The organism is Streptomyces sp. NPDC041124 (assembly GCF_055592385.1).
This window is the reverse complement of the sequence record NZ_JBVIYR010000002.1, coordinates 720614-737521: the sequence shown is the minus strand read 5'-3', so window position 1 is coordinate 737521 and position 16908 is coordinate 720614. Positions and strand designations below refer to the sequence as shown.

14 protein-coding genes and 3 tRNA genes are annotated in these 16908 nt (G+C 72.9%); 10 read left to right on the top strand and 7 right to left on the bottom strand.

Annotation, left to right across the window (positions count from 1 at the left end; translation table 11 throughout):
* Positions 1 to 179 precede the first annotated feature (179 nt).
* Positions 180 to 884, bottom strand: a complete 705-nt coding sequence (locus tag ACZ6A9_RS07805) for a SanA/YdcF family protein (protein ID WP_468980356.1) — start codon at positions 882 to 884, stop codon at positions 180 to 182.
* Positions 885 to 1096: 212 nt separating this feature from the next.
* Here ACZ6A9_RS07805 and ACZ6A9_RS07800 point away from each other — a divergent pair, with 212 nt between their 5' ends.
* From ACZ6A9_RS07800 to ACZ6A9_RS07780, 5 genes are all read left to right on the top strand, one after another.
* A complete protein-coding gene (locus ACZ6A9_RS07800) occupies positions 1097 to 1861 on the top strand; it encodes a sirohydrochlorin chelatase (RefSeq protein WP_468980353.1) in 765 nt (254 codons plus the stop codon).
* 113 nt (positions 1862 to 1974) lie between these two features.
* Complete coding sequence (locus ACZ6A9_RS07795) at positions 1975 to 3249, top strand: deoxyguanosinetriphosphate triphosphohydrolase (RefSeq protein ID WP_468980347.1); 1275 nt, start codon at positions 1975 to 1977, stop codon at positions 3247 to 3249.
* 107 nt (positions 3250 to 3356) lie between these two features.
* Positions 3357 to 4622, top strand: a complete 1266-nt coding sequence (locus ACZ6A9_RS07790; protein ID WP_468980345.1) for an NAD(P)/FAD-dependent oxidoreductase — start codon at positions 3357 to 3359, stop codon at positions 4620 to 4622.
* A 115-nt stretch (positions 4623 to 4737) separates the two neighbouring features.
* The gene (dnaG, locus tag ACZ6A9_RS07785; RefSeq protein ID WP_468980342.1) at positions 4738 to 6672 is read left to right on the top strand and encodes a DNA primase; all 1935 of its coding nucleotides are present in this window, start codon (positions 4738 to 4740) and stop codon (positions 6670 to 6672) included.
* Between the two features lie 99 nt (positions 6673 to 6771).
* Positions 6772 to 8031, top strand: a complete 1260-nt coding sequence (locus ACZ6A9_RS07780; protein ID WP_468980339.1) for an RNA polymerase sigma factor — start codon at positions 6772 to 6774, stop codon at positions 8029 to 8031.
* Positions 8032 to 8148: 117 nt separating this feature from the next.
* On the opposite strand, the gene ACZ6A9_RS07775 is transcribed toward ACZ6A9_RS07780, so the two are convergent.
* The 4 genes from ACZ6A9_RS07775 to ACZ6A9_RS07760 form a co-directional block, all read right to left on the bottom strand.
* A complete protein-coding gene (locus tag ACZ6A9_RS07775; RefSeq protein ID WP_468980336.1) occupies positions 8149 to 10077 on the bottom strand; it encodes an ABC transporter ATP-binding protein in 1929 nt (642 codons plus the stop codon).
* Positions 10077 to 11810, bottom strand: a complete 1734-nt coding sequence (locus tag ACZ6A9_RS07770) for an ABC transporter ATP-binding protein (protein ID WP_468980332.1) — start codon at positions 11808 to 11810, stop codon at positions 10077 to 10079. Before ACZ6A9_RS07770 ends, ACZ6A9_RS07775 begins: the two co-directional genes overlap by 1 nt.
* 151 nt (positions 11811 to 11961) lie before the next feature.
* Positions 11962 to 13413 carry an FGGY family carbohydrate kinase gene (locus ACZ6A9_RS07765; protein ID WP_468980325.1) on the bottom strand — a complete coding sequence of 484 codons (1452 nt, stop codon included), beginning with the start codon at positions 13411 to 13413 and terminating at the stop codon, positions 11962 to 11964.
* Between the two features lie 73 nt (positions 13414 to 13486).
* Positions 13487 to 13792, bottom strand: a complete 306-nt coding sequence (locus ACZ6A9_RS07760) for a YtxH domain-containing protein (protein WP_190095361.1) — start codon at positions 13790 to 13792, stop codon at positions 13487 to 13489.
* A gap of 168 nt (positions 13793 to 13960) precedes the next feature.
* Here ACZ6A9_RS07760 and ACZ6A9_RS07755 point away from each other — a divergent pair.
* The 3 genes from ACZ6A9_RS07755 (at position 13961) to ACZ6A9_RS07745 (ending at position 14364) form a co-directional block, all read left to right on the top strand.
* Positions 13961 to 14033 (top strand) — tRNA-Asn (locus ACZ6A9_RS07755).
* 5 nt (positions 14034 to 14038) lie between these two features.
* A tRNA-Asn gene (locus ACZ6A9_RS07750) sits at positions 14039 to 14111 on the top strand.
* A 176-nt stretch (positions 14112 to 14287) separates the two neighbouring features.
* Positions 14288 to 14364, top strand: a tRNA-Ile gene (locus ACZ6A9_RS07745).
* An 80-nt stretch (positions 14365 to 14444) separates the two neighbouring features.
* Here the strand turns inward: ACZ6A9_RS07745 and ACZ6A9_RS07740 are convergent.
* Both ACZ6A9_RS07740 and ACZ6A9_RS07735 read right to left on the bottom strand, forming a co-directional pair.
* A complete protein-coding gene (locus ACZ6A9_RS07740; protein WP_228969034.1) occupies positions 14445 to 14600 on the bottom strand; it encodes a hypothetical protein in 156 nt (51 codons plus the stop codon).
* A gap of 98 nt (positions 14601 to 14698) precedes the next feature.
* The gene (locus ACZ6A9_RS07735; RefSeq protein WP_468980725.1) at positions 14699 to 15322 is read right to left on the bottom strand and encodes an ANTAR domain-containing response regulator; all 624 of its coding nucleotides are present in this window, start codon (positions 15320 to 15322) and stop codon (positions 14699 to 14701) included.
* Between the two features lie 269 nt (positions 15323 to 15591).
* Here ACZ6A9_RS07735 and ACZ6A9_RS07730 point away from each other — a divergent pair, with 269 nt between their 5' ends.
* Both ACZ6A9_RS07730 and ACZ6A9_RS07725 read left to right on the top strand, forming a co-directional pair.
* Positions 15592 to 15942 (top strand): STAS domain-containing protein, encoded by a 351-nt coding sequence (locus ACZ6A9_RS07730; RefSeq protein ID WP_468980315.1) that lies wholly within the window; start codon positions 15592 to 15594, stop codon positions 15940 to 15942.
* Complete coding sequence (locus ACZ6A9_RS07725; protein ID WP_468980312.1) at positions 15942 to 16895, top strand: anti-sigma factor RsbA family regulatory protein; 954 nt, start codon at positions 15942 to 15944, stop codon at positions 16893 to 16895. The genes ACZ6A9_RS07730 and ACZ6A9_RS07725 overlap by 1 nt, the downstream gene beginning before the upstream one ends.
* Positions 16896 to 16908: the final 13 nt, after the last annotated feature.

Genomic DNA, 16908 nt, shown 5'->3' with positions numbered 1-16908 from the left:
GCGCAGCAGGTCGGCGCCGAGCAGTTGACGGCGCAGCTGACGAGCCACCGCTTCGGCGACGTAGCCGGAGACGCTGCCGGTGAGCTTGTTCGGTCCGGCCGACCTGCTCCGCGGGGAGCGTCACCGTGATGCGCGTCGTGTCCGCCATGGGGCGGGCATACCGCGATATGCGTGGCCGGTCAGCCCTGTGCCTGCTCCGCGCGCGCCTCCGCCAGGGCCCGCGCCACGCCCGGCTCCCGGGGTCCCAGGAACCGCGGATCCGGCCGGAACACCGCGTCCGACGCCGCCTTGCCCGCCGCCAGCACCTCCCGGACGCCTCCGTAGTACCAGGTGGCGTCGTGCGGTTCGTCGACGCCGACCCCGTACGAGGAGACCCCGGCCGTCTCGCACAGGGCCACCGCCCGCCGGACGTGGAAGCCCTGGCTGATCAGCACCGCCCGGTCGACGCCGAAGATCCTCTTCGCGCGGACGCACGAGTCCCAGGTGTCGAAGCCCGCGTAGTCGCTCACGATCCGCGCGTCGGGCACGCCGTGCCGGGTCAGGTACGCGCGCATCGCGTCGGGCTCGTCGTAGTCCTCGCGGCTGTTGTCGCCGGTGACCAGCACCACCTCGATCCGCCCCGCCCGGTACAGCTCCGCCGCCGCGTCCAGCCGGTGCGCGAGGTACGGCGACGGCTCCCCGTCCCACAGGCCCGCGCCGAACACCACCGCGACCTCGGTGCGCGGCACGTCGGCCGTCGTGCGCAGCCGCCCGTCCGTCGTCAGGCGCAGCCAGGTGGCCGGCAGCAGCGCCAGCACGCACACCGCCACCACCGCCCGCACCAGCCGCCTGCGCCCCCTGCGGGTGCGGGGCAGACGTGGACGGCGAACCTCGAAACGGCGCATCGGACGGGCCCCTCCCCGGTCGCTCCCCGACCCGGAGAGACGCCACGCCGCACCCCGCGGTTCACCCGACCCCCTGTGATCAGCTTCACGCGCCGGACGAACCCCGAGGTCACACGCCCTCACACCCACCCCGGTCCGCACGGTGAACCGCCGGAAAACACCGGACACGCGCGCGCAACGGGAAGGCAACGTGACCCCGCCACGATCGGTGCATGACGGCGTCCACCACGAACCCTCCCGCTCTCGTCGTCGTGGCCCACGGCAGCCGCGACCCGCGTGCGCTGAGCACCGTACGACGACTCCTGGACGGGGTCCGCGCCCTGCGCCCAGGACTGCCGGTGCACCTGGGCCACATCGAGCTCAACGCGCCCCTGCTCCCCGACACCCTCGCCGAGCTCGACGCCCGCGGCACCGGCGCGGCCGTGCTCGTACCGCTGCTGCTCAGCCGGGGGTACCACGTCAAGCGGGACATCCCCGACCTGGCCGCCGGGGCACGGCTGCACACGCGCGTGGCCGCACCCCTCGGCCCGCACCCCCTGCTCGCGGACGCCCTGCACGCCCGCCTCACCGAAGCGGGCTGGCGCACCCCGGCGGACGCGACGGACCGCCGCGCGAGCGGCGTCGTCCTCGCCGCCGCCGGATCCCGCGACCCGCAGTCGAGGGTCGACACCCACCGCACCGCGCGACTGCTCGCCGAACGGCTCGGCGTCCCGGTGGTCCCCGCGTACGCCTCCGCCGCGGCCCCCACCGTCCCCGACGCCCTGCGCGCCCTGGCCGCCCGCGGGCGCCCCCGCGTCGCCGTCGCCTCCTGCTTCACCGCCCCCGGCCGCTTCGCCACCGCATGCGCGGCAGCGGCCCCGTGGATCGCCTCCGCCCCCCTGGGCACGCACCGGGCCATGGCCCACCTGCTCCTCCACCGCTACGACGAGGCCCTGAGCCTCCCGGCCCCCGCGGCGCGGCAGCTGGTCCCGGCCTGAAGGGCCGCGGGAACCCGGGCCCCGGCGCACCCGCACGGTCACACCCCCGCCCCGCGGCACCACACGGTCACACCCCCGCCCCGGCTGTCACACCCTCCCCGTACTGTCATGACATGGAAGGCACCGCGCTCCCCCCGGCCTACGACCCGACGTCCGTCGCCCGCTGGGCCCCCGAACCCGACAAACGCCCCGGCCGCACCGCCTTCCAGCGCGACCGCGCCCGGGTCCTGCACTCCGGGGCCCTCCGCCGCCTCGCCGGAAAGACCCAGGTCGTCACCCCGGGCGCGCACCACCAGATGTGGGACGCCAGCCCCCGCACCCGCCTCACCCACTCCCTCGAATGCGCGCAGGTGGGCCGAGAGCTCGGCGCGGCCCTCGGCTGCGACCCCGACCTGGTCGAGGCCGCCTGCCTCTCCCACGACCTGGGCCACCCGCCCTTCGGCCACAACGGCGAACAGGCGCTGAACGAGTTCGCCGAGGACTGCGGCGGCTTCGAGGGCAACGCCCAGTCGCTGCGCCTGCTCACCCGCCTCGAACCGAAGCGGTTTACCCCCGAAGGCTCCGTCGGCCTCAACCTCACCCGCGCCGCCCTCGACGCCGCCACCAAGTACCCCTGGCCCCGCGGCGCCCACCCCACCGACCCGGCCTCCCCGAAGTTCGGCGTCTACGACGACGACCGTCCCGTCTTCGACTGGGTCCGCGAGGACGCCCCCGCCGACCGGGTCTGCTTCGAGGCGCAGGTCATGGACTGGTCCGACGACGTGGCTTACTCGGTGCACGACGTGGAGGACGGCCTGCACGCCGGCCACATCGACCCCAACTGCCTGCACGCCGAACCGGAGCGCCGGGCCGTCTTCGCCGTCGCCGTCGGCCGGTACGTCCCCGCGGACACCGACCCCGCCGAACTGGCCGAGGCCCTCGACCGCCTCCTCGCCCAGGAGTGGTGGCCGCACGGCTACGACGGCACCGCCGTCGCCCAGGCCCGCCTGAAGGACGCCACCAGCCAGCTCATCGGCCGCTTCTGCCTCGCCGCCGAGGGCGCCACCCGGCAGGCCTTCGGCGCCGGGCGCCTCACCCGGTACGGGGCCGAGCTGGTCGTGCCGCGCGGCACCCGCATGGAGTGCGCGGTCCTCAAGGCGGTAGCCGACCGCTACGTCATGCAGCGCGCCGAGCAGGAACAGCTCCGCGCCGACCAGCGCGTCGTCGTCCTCGAGCTGGCCCAGGCGCTCACCGCCCGCGCCCCCGACGGCCTGGACCCGCAGTTCCGCGCCCTGTTCCACCGGGCGCCGGACGACCGCGCCCGCAAGCGGGTGGTCGTCGACCAGATCGCGTCGCTCACGGACATCTCGGCCCGTTCGCTTCACGCCCGGCTCACGGGGCAGTCGTGAGCGGTCCGGCCATGTCCCGCATGGCCTGATCGGCGCACTCCCCCTTACGGCATCATTCTGCGTGCGGGAGGCTCACAGGTGGCGACACCCTTACGAGGAGGCATCACGTGGTCGACGCGGATCAGACTTTCGTCATCGTCGGAGGCGGACTGGCCGGAGCCAAGGCGGCCGAGACGCTGAGAACGGAGGGCTTCACCGGCCGCGTGATACTGATCTGCGACGAACGCGACCACCCGTACGAGCGACCGCCCCTGTCCAAGGGCTACCTCCTCGGCACGAAGGAACGCGACAGCGTCTTCGTGCACGAGCCCGCCTGGTACGCGCGGCACGACATCGAACTCCACCTCGGCCAGACGGTCGACGCCGTCGACCGGGCCGCGAAGACGGTCCGCTTCGGCGACGACGGCACCACCGTCCGCTACGACAAGCTGCTGCTCGCCACCGGCGCCGAACCGCGCCGGCTGGACATCCCCGGCACGGACCTCGCGGGCGTGCACCACCTGCGGCGCCTCGCCCACTCCGAGCGCCTCAAGGGCGTCCTGGCCTCCCTCGGCCGGGACAACGGGCACCTGGTGATCGCCGGCGCCGGCTGGATCGGCCTGGAGATCGCGGCGGCGGCCCGCCACTACGGCGCGGAGGTCACCGTCGTCCACCGGGGACGGACCCCGCTGCACTCGGTCCTCGGCCCCGAACTCGGCCAGCTCTTCGCCGAGCTGCACCGCGAGCACGGTGTGCGCTTCCACTTCGGGGCGAGCCTCACCGAGATCACCGGACAGGACGGCATGGTCCTCGCCGCCCGCACCGACGACGGCGAGGAGCACCCCGCCCACGCCGTCCTCGCGGCGATCGGCGCGGCCCCGCGGGTGTCCCTCGCGGAGGCGGCGGGCCTGGAGCTCGCCGACCGTGAGGCGGGCGGGGGCATCCTGGTCGACGAGCGGTTGCGCACGTCCGACCCGGACGTCTACGCGGCCGGTGACGTCGCGGCCTTCCCGCACGCCCTCTTCGACACGCGGCTGCGGGTGGAACACTGGGCCAACGCCCTGAACGGCGGTCCGGCGGCCGCCCGCTCCATGCTGGGGCGCGACGCGGCCTACGACCGGCTGCCGTACTTCTTCAGCGACCAGTACGACCTGGGGATGGAGTACTCCGGGTGGGCGCCGCCGGGCTCGTACGACCAGGTGGTCGTCCGGGGGGACGCGGGCAAGCGCGAGTTCATCGCGTTCTGGGTGAAGGAGGGGCGCGTGCTCGCCGGGATGAACGTGAACGTGTGGGATGTCACGGATCCCATCCAGGAGCTGGTCCGCTCGCGGACGCGGGTGGACACGGAGGCGCTGGCGGATCCGCGCGTGCCGCTGGCGAGCCTCGTCGCCTAGGCCACCGCCGGGATCCGTCCCGTCCCCACGGTCCGTCCCTCCGGTCGCACGTGCGGGCGTCGCGGGGGCGCCGCCGGCCACCGGGGATGTCACAGCGCACCCGTAGACTTCACGTGTGGCTGGGCGGATCAATGACGAGGACGTGAAGGCGGTTCGGGACGCGGTTCCGATCGACGCCGTGGTGTCCGAGTATCTGCAGCTGCGCAACGCGGGCGGCGGGAACCTCAAGGGTCTCTGCCCCTTCCACGACGAGAAGTCGCCCTCCTTCCAGGTCAGCCCGAGCAAGGGACTCTTCCACTGCTTCGGCTGCCAGGAGGGCGGCGACACCCTCTCGTTCGTGATGAAGATCGACCACCTCTCCTTCTCGGAGGCGGTCGAGCGCCTGGCCGGTCAGGCCGGCATCACCCTGCGGTACGAGGAGGGCGGGTACAACCCCGCCCACCAGCGCGGTGAGCGGATCCGCCTCGTCGAGGCCCACAAGATCGCCGCCGAGTGGTACGCGGAACAGCTCGCGACGTCCCCCGAGGCCGACACCGGGCGGGTCTTCCTCGCCGAGCGCGGCTTCGACCAGGGCGCCGCCCTCCACTTCGGTGTCGGCTACAGCCCCCAGGGCTGGGACCACCTCACCCGCTTCCTGCGCGGCAAGGGCTTCAGCGACAAGGAGCTCATCCTCTCCGGACTCTCCCAGGAGGGCCGGCGCGGCCCCATCGACCGCTTCCGCGGCCGGCTGATGTGGCCCATCCGCGACATCGGCGGAGAGGTCGTCGGCTTCGGTGCCCGCAAGCTCTACGAGGCGGACAACGGCCCCAAGTACCTGAACACCCCCGACACCGCGATCTACAGGAAGTCCCAGGTCCTCTACGGCATCGACCTGGCGAAGAAGGACATCGCGAAGTCCTCCCGCGCCGTCGTCGTCGAGGGCTACACCGACGTCATGGCCTGCCACCTCGCGGGCGTCACCACCGCCATCGCCACCTGCGGCACCGCCTTCGGCGGCGACCACATCAAGATCCTCCGCCGGCTGCTGATGGACAACGGATCGGCTCGTGTGATCTTCACCTTCGACGGCGACGCGGCCGGCCAGAAGGCGGCCCTGCGCGCCTTCGAGGACGACCAGAAGTTCGCCGCCGAGACCTACATCGCCATCGCCCCCGACGGCATGGACCCCTGCGACCTGCGCCTCGCCAAGGGCGACGAGGCCGTCGCCGACCTGGTCGAACCGCGCACCCCGCTCTTCGAGTTCGCGCTCCGCCAGATCGTCCGCCGCTACGACCTGGACACCCCGGCCGGCCGCGCCGGCGCCCTCGACGAGGCCGCCCCGATCGTGGCCCGCATCAAGAACAGCGGCGCCCAGCACGAGGTCGCCGTCGAGCTCGCCGGGATGCTCGGCATCCTCGACACCCAGTTCGTCGTCAAGCGGGTCGCCCAGCTGGCCCGCTGGGCCCGCGACCGCGGCGGCAAGGGCCCGGCCCCGGACCGCCGCCGGGAGCAGGGCGGTGGCGGCGGCGCCCCGCAGCCGTACGCGTCCGCTCCCGCCGCCCCGCGCGGACCCGCCCTGAACCTGCGCAACCCGGTCTTCGCCACCGAACGCGAACTGCTGAAGCTCGCCCTCCAGCGTCCCGAACTGGTCTCCCCGGCCTTCGACGCGTACGGCGTCGACGAGTTCACCGCCCCTCCCTACGCGGCCGTGCGCCAGGCGATCCTGGACGCGGGCGGCGCCGAGCACGGGGTGGGGGACCCGCAGGAGTACCTGATCCGGGTGCGCGACGCGGCCCCCGACGACACCGTGCGTGCCATGGTCACCGAACTCGCGGTCGAGGCGATCATGCTGCACCGGGGCGTCAAGGAGGTCGACGAGACCTATGCGGGCGCCCAGCTGGTCACCGTCCGCCGCCGCGCCGTCGAGCGCCGCATCCGCGACATCGCCGGCCGTCTCACCCGCCTCGGCGGCCACGGCGACCCGGCGGAACTGACCGCCGTGCAGAACGAGTTGTGGGTCCTCCAGCAGTACGACCAGGCGCTGCGGGAGCACGGCGCGGCCGCCCTGTAGGGCCGACCGGGGGACGGTGCGGAGGCACGGACCCGGTCCGCGTCACCGCGCTGTCACGCAGCGGACGCAAAAAGTCACCGCACGCCCCTCGTGGGGACGATGTGCCGTACCCCACACTGGGGGCGGTGCCTGAGTCCCCGGCTCATCGAGTACGGGACGGACAGCGGCGAGGCCGTCGACTCCGCCCCCGAAGTGCCGCTGCCCCACCCCCCGGCAGCGATCATCCTGGAGGTCGCCCCCGTGCAGACCCAGAGCCAGATCCTCACCCAGCCCGGCGCGGACGTGCTCGTCGCCATGCCCGCGCGGAGCCGCGTCGCGCTCCACACCGAGCGGCCGCCGGACACGGCGAAGGCATCCCCACCGCCCGCCGGGGCGGCCGACGCCGCCGCCCCCGTCGGGGCCGTCGACCCCGGTGAGCCGCCCGCCCCCGTCCGGCCCGAGACGGGAGGTCCCTCCTCCGACCTGTTCCGCCAGTACCTGCGCGAGATCGGCCGCATCCCGCTGCTCACCGCCGCCGACGAGGTCGAGCTCGCCCGCCGGGTCGAGGCGGGACTCTTCGCCGAGGAGAAGCTGCGCCGCACCCCCGACCTGGACAGCAGACTCGCCTCCGACCTGGACCGGCTCGTCGTCCTGGGCCGGGTGGCCAAGCGGCGGCTGATCGAGGCGAACCTGCGGCTCGTCGTGTCGGTGGCCAAGCGGTACGTGGGCCGCGGCCTGACCATGCTGGACCTGGTGCAGGAGGGCAACCTCGGGCTGATCCGGGCGGTGGAGAAGTTCGACTACGCACGCGGCTACAAGTTCTCCACGTACGCCACCTGGTGGATCCGCCAGGCCATGTCCCGGGCCCTCGCCGACCAGGCCCGCACCATCCGCGTGCCGGTGCACGTGGTCGAGCTCATCAACCGCGTCGTGCGGGTGCAGCGGCGGATGCTCCAGGAGCGCGGCTACGAGCCGACGCCGGCCGAGGTCGCCGCGCAGCTCGACCTGCCGCCGGAGCGGGTCGGCGAGGTGCTGCGGCTCGCCCAGGAACCGGTGTCGCTGCACGCGCCGGTGGGGGAGGAGGACGACGTGGCGCTCGGCGACCTCATCGAGGACGGCGACGCGGCGAGTCCCGTGGAGTCGGCGGCGTTCCTGCTGCTGCGGGAGCACCTGGAGGCGGTGCTGTCCACGCTGGGGGAGCGGGAGCGGAAGGTGGTGCAGCTCCGCTACGGGCTGGTGGACGGGCGTCCGCGGACGCTGGAGGAGATCGGCCGGATCTTCGGGGTGACGCGGGAGCGGATCCGGCAGATCGAGAGCAAGACACTGAACAAGCTCCGCGACCACGCGTTCGCGGACCAGCTGCGGGGGTACCTCGACTGATCGTCGCCGCCCCCGCCGCCCCTTCCCGTCCCGGCCCGGGGCTGCGCCCCGGACTCCGCTCCTCGAACGCCGGAGGGGCTGACCTCGACGGCGTTCGAGGAGCGGGCGGGGGACGCCTCAGTCGACCTCCGCCACCGCCTCCGCGAACTGGGCCTTGTACAGGCGGGCGTACGCGCCGTCCGCCGCCAGCAGCTTCCCGTGCGCGCCCTGTTCGACGATCGCCCCGTTCTCCATGACCAGGATCGTGTCCGCGTCCCGGATGGTCGACAACCGGTGCGCGATCACGAACGACGTGCGCCCGTGCGCCAGTCGCGCCATCGCCTGCTGGATCAGCACCTCCGTCCGCGTGTCCACCGAACTCGTCGCCTCGTCCAGCACCAGGATCACCGGATCGGACAGGAACGCCCGCGCGATGGTGATCAGCTGCTTCTCGCCCGCGCTGACCCCCGCCCCCTCGTCGTCGATCACGGTGTCGTACCCGTCGGGCAGCGTCCGCACGAACCGGTCGGCGTGCGCCGCCCGCGCCGCCTCCTCGATCTCCTCCCGGGTGACCTCCCGCGCCGCCCCGTACGCGATGTTCTCCGCGATGGTGCCGCCGAACAGCCAGGTGTCCTGGAGGACCATGCCGATCCCGGCGCGCAGCTCGTCCCGGGACATCCGGGCGATGTCCACCCCGTCGAGCGTGATCCGTCCGCCGGACACCTCGTAGAACCGCATCAGCAGGTTCACCAGGGTCGTCTTGCCGGCGCCCGTGGGGCCGACGATGGCGACCGTGTGGCCCGGTTCGACCGTCAGCGACAGGTCCTCGATCAGCGGCTTGTCGGGGTCGTACCGGAACGACACGTGCTCCAGCGCCACCCGCCCGCGCAGCTCCCGCGGCTTCTCGGCCGGTGACGGATCGGCCTCCTGTTCCTCGGCGTCCAGCAGTTCGAAGACCCGCTCGGCGGAGGCGACACCCGACTGCACCAGGTTCGCCATCGACGCGACCTGTGTCAGCGGCATGGAGAACTGCCGCGAGTACTGGATGAACGCCTGCACGTCACCGATGGACAGCGCGCCCGAGGCGACCCGCAGCCCGCCGACGACCGCCACCAGCACGTAGTTGAGGTTCGACACGAAGAACATCAGCGGCTGCATGATGCCGCTGTTGAACTGCGCCTTGAAACCGGCCTCGTACAGTTCCCCGTTCTCCTCGGCGAACCGCTTCGCCGATTCCTCCTGCCGGCCGAACACCTTCACCAGGGTGTGCCCGGTGTACATCTCCTCGATGTGCGCGTTGAGCCGGCCGGTGGTGCGCCACTGCGCCACGAAGTGCGGCTGCGACCGCTTGCCCACACGGGTGGCGACGACGAACGACAGCGGCACCGTCACCAGCGCGACCAGCGCCAGGATCCACGAGACGTAGAACATCATCGCCAGCACACCGATGATCGTCAGCAGCGAGTTGATCAGCTGGCCCATCGACTGCTGGAGCGTCTGGCCGATGTTGTCGATGTCGTTGGTGGCGCGGCTGAGCACCTCACCGCGCTGCCGCTTGTCGAAGTACGACAGCGGCAGCCGCGACAGCTTCGTCTGCACGTCCTCACGCATGCGGAACATGGTGTGGTTGACCGCCCGGTTCACCAGCCGGGTCGCCACCGCCATCAGCAGGCCGGCGGCGGTGAACACCGCCAGCGCGAACAGCAGGACGTTGCCGACCGCGGTGAAGTCGATGCCCTGGCCGGGGGTGAAGTCCGTACTGCGGAGCATGTCGGCGACATTGCCCTCGCCCCGCTCCCGCATCGCGTCGAGCACCTGTTCCTTGGTGGCGCCCTCCGGCATCTCGCGTCCGACGATCCCGGCGAAGACCAGGTCGGTGGCCTCGCCGAGGATCTTCGGACCGATCACGCTCAGACCCACGCTGAACACCACACAGGCCAGCAGCCCGTAGATCGTCAGGCGTTCCGGGCGGAACCGGCCGATCAGCCGTTTGCTCGACCCCTTGAAGTCGAGTGAGCGCTGGTCCGGGCCGCCCCCGGCCATCATCCGTCCTGCCGGCCCGGCCATCAGGCGGCCTCCGCTTCCGTCAGCTGGGAGAGCACGATCTCCCGGTAGGTCTCGTTGTCCGCCATCAGCTCGTGGTGCCGGCCGGTGCCGACGACCCGGCCCTCGTCCAGGACGACGATCCGGTCGGCGTCCCGGATGGTCGCCACCCGCTGGGCGACGATCACCACGGTGGCCTGAGCCGTCTCCCGGGCCAGAGCCGCCCGCAGGGCCGCGTCGGTGGCGTAGTCGAGCGCGGAGAAGGAGTCGTCGAAGAGGTAGATCTCCGGCCGCTGCACCAGCGTCCGGGCGATCGCCAGACGCTGGCGCTGCCCGCCGGAGACGTTCGTCCCGCCCTGCGCGATCGGCGCGTCGAGGCCGCCCTCCAGCCGCTCCACGAACTCCCTGCCCTGCGCCACCTCCAGCGCGTGCCACAACTCCTCATCGGTGGCGTCCGGGTTGCCGTAGCGCAGGTTCGTCGCCACCGTGCCCGCGAAGAGGTACGGCTTCTGCGGCACCAGGCCGACGGTCCTCGCGAGCAGGGCGGGCTCGATGTCCGCCACCGGCACCCCGTCCACGAGGACCTCGCCCTCGGTCACGTCGAACAGCCGCGGGACCAGCCCCAGCAGGGTGGACTTGCCGCTGCCGGTCGAGCCGATCACGGCCGTGACCTCGCCGGGCCGTGCCTCCAGGGAGACCTCCCTGAGCACCGGCTCCTCGGCGCCCGGGTAGCGGAAGCCCGCGCCCCGGACCTCCAGGTGCCCGTGCCGGTGCAGTTCGGTGACGGGGGCCGCGGGCGGCACCACGCTGGAGGAGGTGTCCAGCACCTCGTGGATGCGTTCGGCGCACACCTCGGCGCGCGGCACCATCATGAACATGAAGGTGGCCATCATCACGGACATGACGATCTGCATCAGATAGGCGAGGAACGCCGTCAGGTCACCGATCTGCATCCCGCCGCTGTCGATCCGGTGCGCGCCGAACCACACCACCGCGATCGATGACAGGTTCACCACCGTCATGACCACCGGGAACATCAGCGCGAGCAGATTGCCCGTGCCCAGCGAGACGTCGGTCAGCTCGGTGTTGGACCTCCGGAACCGCCCCTGCTCGTACGCGTCCCGCACGAACGCCCGGATCACCCGGTTGCCGGTGATCTGCTCGCGCAGCACCCGGTTCACCGTGTCCAGCCGCTCCTGCATGGTCCGGAACAGCGGGCGCAGCCTCCGCACGATCAGCGTCACGCAGATCGCCAGCACCGGGACGACCCCGACCAGCACCCCGGACAGCGGGACGTCGAGTCCGAGCGCCATCACGATGCCGCCCACGCACATGATCGGCGCCGACACCATCAGGGTGAACGTCATCAGGGCCAGCATCTGCACCTGCTGCACGTCGTTCGTCGTACGGGTGATCAGCGAGGGCGCGCCGAAGTGACCCACCTCACGCGCGGAGAACGACTGCACGCGGTCGAAGACGGCGGCGCGCACGTCCCGCCCGAGGGCCGCCGCGGTCCGGGCGCCGTAGTACACGGCCCCCACGTTGCACACGACCTGTACCAGCGAGATGCCGATCATCAGGGCGCCGAAGCCCAGGATGTAGCCGGTGTCGCCCTTGACGACGCCGTCGTCGATGATGTCCGCGTTGAGCGTGGGCAGGTAGAGCGAGGCGCAGGTCTGCAGGAACTGCAGCAGCACCAGAAGGGCGATGGATCTCTTGTAGGGCCGAAGACGGGTCCGCAGGAGTCGTATGAGCACGCTGATTCTCTCGGGTGGTCGGCGAGGGCGCATGGTTGCCCGTGGCCCCCATCGTCGGACACTCCACCCGCGTTACCCCAACCGATTTACCGGCGTGCCCGCATCCACGCGCCCGTACTGCGCGCCCGCTCCTGGAGGAGCGCCCCCGGAGCTACCGGAGCGCCCCCGGATGGGTCTGCTCGCGCACCGACACGAACTGCTGGCGCACCGCCTGGCCCACCGCCAACTCCTCGCCGGGGTCGAACACCTGGGCCACCGGACCCTGCCAGACGGGCGGGGTCCGCGGATCGAGCGTGCCCTGCGACACGCCGAGCGCCCACGCCGCCTGCCGGGCCGCGCCGATCGCCGCGTAGTCCGCCGGCTGCGGCACCACCACCTGCGCCCCGAACAGCGAGGGCGCCGCCGCCTGCACGGCCGGCAGTTCCGCGGCCTGGCCCAGCAGGAAGACCCGCCGCACGTCCACGCCCCGGCCGCGCAGCACGTCCAGCGCGTCCGCGAGCCCGCACAGCATCCCCTCGAACGCGGCCCGCGCCAGGTGCTCCGGCTTCATCGACTCGCGCCGCAGACCCGCCAGTGTCCCGGCGGTGTGCGGCAGGTTCGGGGTGCGCTCCCCCTCCAGATAGGGCAGCAGCACCAGCCCGTGGGAGCCCGGTGTCGACTTCATCGCCAGCTCGGACAGGCTCTCCAGGTCGGGCAGCCCCAGCAGTTCCGCGGTCCCGCGCAGGACCCGTACGGCGTTCAGGGTGGTGACGACGGGCAGGTGCATGCCGGTCGCGTCGGCCAGGGACGTGATCATGCCGTGGTGGTCGACCAGCGGCTCCGGGTGCACGGCCATCACGGACCCGGACGCTCCGAGCGAGACCACCGCGTCGCCCAGCCCGATGCCCAGCCCGAACGCCGCCGCCATCGTCTCGCCCGTACCGGCGGAGATCAGCAGCCCCTCGGGCGTCGTCCCGGCCGCGTCCGCCGGGCCGATCACCTCGGGCAGCATCGCCTGGTGACCGAGCGCCATCTCCACCAGATCGGGCCGGTAACCCCCGGTCGCCGCCGCCCAGTAGCCGGTGCCGGACGCGCCGCCCCGGTCCGTGGTGCGCCGCACCGGACGGCCCAGCAGCTGCCACACCAGCCAGTCGTGCGCCTGGAGCAGCACCGCGGTGCGCGCCGCGTTCTCCGGTTCGCTGCGGGCCAGCCAGCGCAGCTTGGTCACCGACTGCGCGGCCCCCGGAACACAGCCCACGGCCTGCGCCCAGGCCTCGCGCCCGCCGAGCGCGTCGATCAGGTCCGCCGCGGCTACCTGCGCGCGCTTGTCCCCGCCGGTCATCGCGGGACGCACGGTGTTGCCCTGCGAGTCCAGCGGCACCAGCGCGTTCGCCTGGGCGGACACGCCGATGGCCTGCACCCCCTCCAGCAGCCCGCCGCCCGCCGCCTCGCCCAGCGACAGCAGCCAGGCCTGCGGGTCCACGTCGGAGGGACGGCCGCCGCCGTCGGGGCCCTGCACCGGATGCTGGGCGTACCCCTGCCTGACCACGGCCCCGGTGTCCGTGTCACAGACGACGATGCGAGTGAAATCGGGCGCACTGTCCAGCCCGGCGACTATCCCCATGCCGCAAGTTTGCCGCACGCCCCCCGCGGGGTGGGGGAGCGGGCGGCATCGGAGTGACAGCCGGGAGGGCCCGTCACGTGTTGCTGGTGCCCCAGTCGTCCTCCGCCGGGCCGTGGGCCGTGCGTTCCCGCAGGGCGGAGACCCGCTGGGCGACCGAGTCGGGCATGCGGTCACCGACCTTGTGGCTCACCGCCTGGTAGGCCTTGTCCGCGAACTCGCGACTCTGCCGGCTTGCGCTCTCCGCGGTGTTGCGCACCGCGGGGTTCTGTGTGAGCTGCTGAGCGGACCTCCTCAGCTGCTCGTAGCGTTCCCGCCCGGCTTTCGTGCCCAGCACGTAACCCAGGGCTGCTCCGGCGACGAACGTGAGCCGGTACATCATGGCGGCCACCCTTCCCGTTGTTCCAGTCTGCGAAGGTCTCCGGCACGGCGACAGCGCCGGGGAGTACCGATTGGCGGAGCACCCCCCTGCTTGCGCTAATGTATGTGTCGCAGCGAGCGCGCGCCCCCTGGCGAATACCCAGGCGGGTGCGTTCGATGCACGAGGCATTCCTCCGTAGCTCAATTGGCAGAGCAGCCGGCTGTTAACCGGCAGGTTACTGGTTCGAGTCCAGTCGGGGGAGCTCGGTCCTCCGTAGCTCAATTGGCAGAGCAGCCGGCTGTTAACCGGCAGGTTACTGGTTCGAGTCCAGTCGGGGGAGCAGATGAACGAGGACCCCGTGGGGGTCCTTTTTCATGTCCGGGGGAACCGCACGGCGCTCGGCGAAGTCTCCGTGGTCGACAGGGCCGTGAGCAGCCGACCAGCCGAAGCAGGAGATCGTATGAGCGGCTATGCTGCGGCAGACGGCGCGCACACCTGTACGCGACACGCCGTTATGGGGCGGTAGCTCAGCCGGTTAGAGCAGCGGACTCATAATCCGTCGGCCGTGGGTTCGAGTCCCACCCGCCCCACCAGCACCGCGGCACCGCCCTGCGCCCTGTCATCGCGGCGGACGGCCGAGGCCGCCGGTCCCCCATCCTGCCGTGCGGCGTCCTCAGCCGCGCTCGGCGTTGTCGTGGGACGGTTCGGTGGCGTCCGCCGGGTCGCGTTCGCCCTCCGCCTGGGACGGAGTGGTGTGCGGCACGTCGGGGGTGGTCCACTCGTCCTCGTCCCGGTCGCCCTCGGCCTGGGACGGAGTGTGCTCGCTCATGGTGATGCCTCCTGGTCGCGGGACCGTCCCCGACGAGTACCCCGCCCGGTCCGGGAGCACCGCGCGAGCGGCACCCCGGCGGCCCCGGTGGCGCGGTGCTACGCGCCGAGTCCCGGGCGGCGGGCCAGTGCACGGGACAGCGCCGTGCGGACCTCCTCGGGCGGGGCAGTGCCCTCCGCCTCCGTACAGGCGGTGAGGGACTGCGCGACGTCGCGCAGTTTCGTGTTGGACAGCTGGGACGCCTCGCGCAGGATGTGCCAGGCCTCGTCCGAGGTGCAGCCGTACGTCGCCATCAGGATGCCGCGCGCCTGGTCGATGACCGGGCGGGAGGCGATCGCCTGCCGCAGCTGCTCGATCTCCTCCTGGAGCAGGTGCAGCCGCTCCTCCCGCTCCCGCGCCACCGCGGAGACGACCGGCGACGGCGTGCGGTCCAGCGCCGGCGAGGACAGCGGATCGGTGGTGTCGAGGCCGGCGAGCTCCAGTATGCGGCGCGGCTGACCGTTCCAGCGGGTCGCCGTGACCGGCACCGACCACCGCCGGCCGTGGTCGCGCAGCACCTCCAGGAACTCCAGTCCGGCCGTGTCCATGAAGTGCACGCCGCTCATGTCCAGATCGACCCGGGCCGTGCCGGCGGGCAGCTGCGCCAGCTTTTCGGCCAGGGCCCGGGCGGACCCGCGGACCAGCTCGCCGCGCGGGCTGAGCAGCGCCCGGTCCGCGTCCATGCGACCGCCGATGACCAAGGTTTCCTGCCTTCCCGGTAGGGCGAGTGATGCCGCGGCCGGCCATGTCACCGCCTTGTCGGTGCTCGTGGATCGCCGGGGCGTCCGGGGTGCACCCGGGGCGTCGCCGGTACCGGGGCGGTAGGCTGCGCACGTTCCCGGCTGCGCTTTGGGTGCGCCTGCCCACCTTGCTGCCTACTACACACCGTGCCGGGGAACGGCCGGGAACCGCCGTGGGTAGGGGCGGTCCCGGGAGCGTGAGGAGACGCGTGGTGGGCAGTCGGCATCGGACGCCGTACGGCCCCGGGGATCCGGGGCGGTCCCTGACGGTGCGCCCGCTGGAGGGGTGCCGGGGGATCCGTGCGGCCGGAGAGGTCGGGCTGGCCACGCACAGGATCTGGGAAGGCGTACTGGAGCAGGCGGTACGCGAAGGTGAGGCCGTGTACTACCTGGAACTGTCGGAGGTGACGTTCGTCGACGTGGCGGGCGCGGGCGCGCTCGTGGCGGCCGCCGGGCGGCTCGGCGCGGGACGGCGGCTCGTGGTGCGCCGCCCGCCGCCCGCGCTGCGCAGGACCCTGGAGGCGTTCTGGCCCGGCCTGCCGACGATCGAGGTGTCGAGGTGATGACGACCGCGGCCGCGTCCCCGGACGTCGTCTCCGGCCCCTTCGGCCACCCCGCCCTGTTCTACCGCGGCGACCGCGAGTACCTGGACGGCACCGTCCCCTTCGTACGCGCGGGGCTCGCCGCCGGGGAGCCCGTCGCGGTCGCCGTGCCCGGCGACCGGCTGCGGCTGCTGCGCGACGCGCTCGGCGCCGACGCGCGGCGCATCCGGCTCCTGGACATGCGGGAGGCCGGGCGCAACCCCGGCCGGATCATCCCCGGCGTGCTGCGCGCCTTCGCCGACGCCCAGCCGGCCGGACAGCGGGTGCGGATCATCGGCGAGCCGATCTGGGCCGGCCGCTCCGCGAGCGAGTACCCGGCCTGCGTCCAGCACGAGGCGCTGATCAACGCGGCCTTCCGGGGCCGTACGGTGACCATCCTGTGCCCCTACGACGCCGCACGGCTGCCCGGGCACGTCCTGGAGGACGCCCACGCCACCCACCCCACCGTCATCCCCGGCGGCTCCGGCCCTGCACGGCCCAGCGGGGCGTACGCCCCCGACGCGGTCGTCGCCCGTTACAACGAGCCGCTGCCGCTCGCCGCGGACGCCATGACCTTCCCCTTCGTGGCCGATTCGCTGCCCGAGGCCCGGCACGCCGCGACCGACGAGGGACGACGGCTCGGCCTCACCGGCACGGCCCTGGAGGACCTGGCCCTCACCACGGCCGAGCTGACCACGAACAGCGTGCTGCACGGGGGCGGTTCGGGGGTGCTGCGGGTGTGGGGCGAGGACGGGCGCGTGCTGTGCGAGGTGCGCGACGGGGGGCGGTTCACCGACCCGCTCGCCGGCCGCCGGCCCGCCTCCCGCGACCAGCGCGGCGGACGCGGGCTGCTGATGGTCAACCTGCTCGCCGACCTGGTCCGGGTGCACACCGGGGACCAGGGCACCACCATCCGCTGCTGGTTCTCCCGCTGACGGACGCCCCGTC

What these genes read in the sequence shown, in the direction of transcription:
- ACZ6A9_RS07800 (WP_468980353.1), top strand. Translation starts at nt 1,097, where the DNA reads ATGACGGCGTCCACCACGAACCCTCCCGCTCTCGTCGTCGTGGCCCAC.
- ACZ6A9_RS07725 (WP_468980312.1), top strand. Translation starts at nt 15,942, where the DNA reads ATGACGACCGCGGCCGCGTCCCCGGACGTCGTCTCCGGCCCCTTCGGC.
- ACZ6A9_RS07775 (WP_468980336.1), bottom strand. Translation starts at nt 10,077, where the DNA reads ATGGCCGGGCCGGCAGGACGGATGATGGCCGGGGGCGGCCCGGACCAG.
- ACZ6A9_RS07795 (WP_468980347.1), top strand. Translation starts at nt 1,975, where the DNA reads ATGGAAGGCACCGCGCTCCCCCCGGCCTACGACCCGACGTCCGTCGCC.
- ACZ6A9_RS07735 (WP_468980725.1), bottom strand. Translation starts at nt 15,322, where the DNA reads ATGGACGCGGACCGGGCGCTGCTCAGCCCGCGCGGCGAGCTGGTCCGC.
- ACZ6A9_RS07805 (WP_468980356.1), bottom strand. Translation starts at nt 884, where the DNA reads ATGCGCCGTTTCGAGGTTCGCCGTCCACGTCTGCCCCGCACCCGCAGG.
- ACZ6A9_RS07740 (WP_228969034.1), bottom strand. Translation starts at nt 14,600, where the DNA reads ATGAGCGAGCACACTCCGTCCCAGGCCGAGGGCGACCGGGACGAGGAC.
- ACZ6A9_RS07765 (WP_468980325.1), bottom strand. Translation starts at nt 13,413, where the DNA reads ATGGGGATAGTCGCCGGGCTGGACAGTGCGCCCGATTTCACTCGCATC.
- ACZ6A9_RS07780 (WP_468980339.1), top strand. Translation starts at nt 6,772, where the DNA reads ATGTGCCGTACCCCACACTGGGGGCGGTGCCTGAGTCCCCGGCTCATC.
- ACZ6A9_RS07760 (WP_190095361.1), bottom strand. Translation starts at nt 13,792, where the DNA reads ATGATGTACCGGCTCACGTTCGTCGCCGGAGCAGCCCTGGGTTACGTG.